General features: G+C 76.6%; 1 protein-coding gene. It reads left to right on the top strand.

What is annotated here, in order from left to right; all coding sequences use genetic code 11:
- On the top strand, positions 1-1962 hold a 1962-nt coding region (locus tag GTR00_RS25255), incomplete at both ends, for a vWA domain-containing protein (RefSeq protein WP_166613277.1).

The following is a 1962-nucleotide window of genomic DNA, read 5'->3' as shown; positions in this document are numbered from 1 at the left end:
CCCGCTGGCCCCGCCGTACGACGTGCGCGCCGCCGTGGACCGCGTCGGGCAGGAGGTGCTGCGCGGCGGCTCCCTGCGCGACGCCCTGCGCGACCTGCTGCGCCACGGCCCCGACGGGCGCTCCGGCCTGGAGGAGCTGCGCGCCCGCGCCGCCCGCCTGCGCCGCGAGGCCGCCCGCCGCGGCGACCTCGACGGCGCCCTCACCGGCGCGCGCGCCCAGCTGGACCAGGCGCTGGCCGCCGAGCGCGAGGAGCTCGCCGCCCGCACCGGCGAGGACCCCCGCGCCGACGACGCCCGCTTCGCCGAGGCCCGCCTGGACGCCCTGCCGCGCTCCACCGCCCAGGCCGTGCGCGACCTGCAGGACTACGACTGGGCCTCCGAGCAGGCCCGCCAGCAGTACCAGCAGATCCTCGACGGGCTGCGCGACGACGTCCTCGACCAGCAGTTCCGCGGGATGAAGCAGGCCCTGCAGGGCGGTGACCCGCAGGCCCTGCAGGCGATGAAGGACATGGTGAGCGACCTCAACGACCTGCTCGGCAAGCGGGCGCGCGGCGAGGACGCGCAGGCCGACTTCGAGGAGTTCATGGCCGAGCACGGCGACGCGCTCGGCGAGGACGCCGCCGACGTGCAGGACCTCGACGGCCTGATCGACCTGCTCGCCCGCCGCGCCGCCGCCGCCTCCCGCCTCATGCGCTCGCTGTCCCCGCAGCAGCGCGAGGAGCTGTCCCAGCTCGTGCAGCAGGCCTTCGGCGACGACCTCGACCTGCAGGCGCAGATGTCCCAGCTGTCCGACAACCTGCGCGCCCTGCGCCCCGACCTCGACTTCAGCCGCGGCGAGCGGGTGCGCGGCGCGCGCGGCAGCGAGCCCCTCGGCTACGGCGAGGCCGCCGACGCCCTGCAGGACGTCTCCGAGCTCGACGACCTGCTCGACTCCCTCGGCCAGGAGCACCCCGGCGCCACCCTCGACGACGTCGACGTCGACGCCCTGGAGCGCCAGCTCGGCCGCGGCGCCGCCGACGACGTGCGGCGCCTGCGGGAGCTGGAGCGCGAGCTGCAGCGGCAGGGCTGGCTCACCCGCTCCGGGCAGGGCCTGACCCTCTCCCCCAAGGCGCTGCGCCGCCTGGGCCAGACCGCCCTGCGCGAGGTCCTCGACCGCGTCTCCACCGGCCGCCGCGGCGACCACGACGACGCCAGCGCCGGCGCCGGCGGCGAACCCACCGGCGCCACCCGGCGCTGGGAGTTCGGCGACGAGCAGCCCCTCGACGTCGTGCGCACCGTCTCCAACGCGCTGCGCCGCACCCGCCCCGGGCCCGGCGGGCGCGTGCAGCTGAGCTGGGAGGACTTCGAGGTCGTCGAGACCGAGCGGCACGCCTCCGCCGCCGTCGCCCTCTGCGTCGACCTGTCCTTCTCCATGGCCGCCGAGGGCCGCTGGGGCCCCATGAAGGAGACCGCCCTGGCCCTCAGCCACCTGGTCTCCACGAAGTTCCCCGGCGACGCGCTGCAGATCATCGGCTTCGGGCTGCACGCCGCCCCCATGACCCTCGGCGAGCTCGCCGAGGTCGAACCGGACTTCGTGCAGGGCACCAACCTCCAGCACGCCCTGAGCATCGCCCGCCGCCACCTGCGCCGGCACCCCGACGCCGAACCCGTCGTCCTCGTCATCACCGACGGCGAGCCCACCGCCCACCTCGACGACTCCGGCGGCACCCCCGAGGCCGTCTTCCAGTGGCCCCCCACGTCCGCCACCATCCGCGCCACCGTCGCCGAGGTGGACCGCCTGACCCGCTTCGGCGCGACCGTCAACCTGTTCATGCTCGGCGAGGACCCCGGCCTGCGCCGGTTCGTGGAGGCCGTCGCCCGCCGCAACGGCGGGCGCGTGCTCACCCCGAGCCCCGAACGCCTCGGGCAGTTCGTCGTCGACGACTACCTCCGCTCGCGCTCGGGGGGTTCGCGGGGGCGGCG

It is taken from the genome of Kineococcus indalonis, from assembly GCF_009906395.1.
GTDB classification, from domain to species: Bacteria; Actinomycetota; Actinomycetes; order Actinomycetales; family Kineococcaceae; genus Kineococcus; species Kineococcus indalonis.
This window is presented reverse-complemented; position numbering and strand designations above follow the sequence as displayed.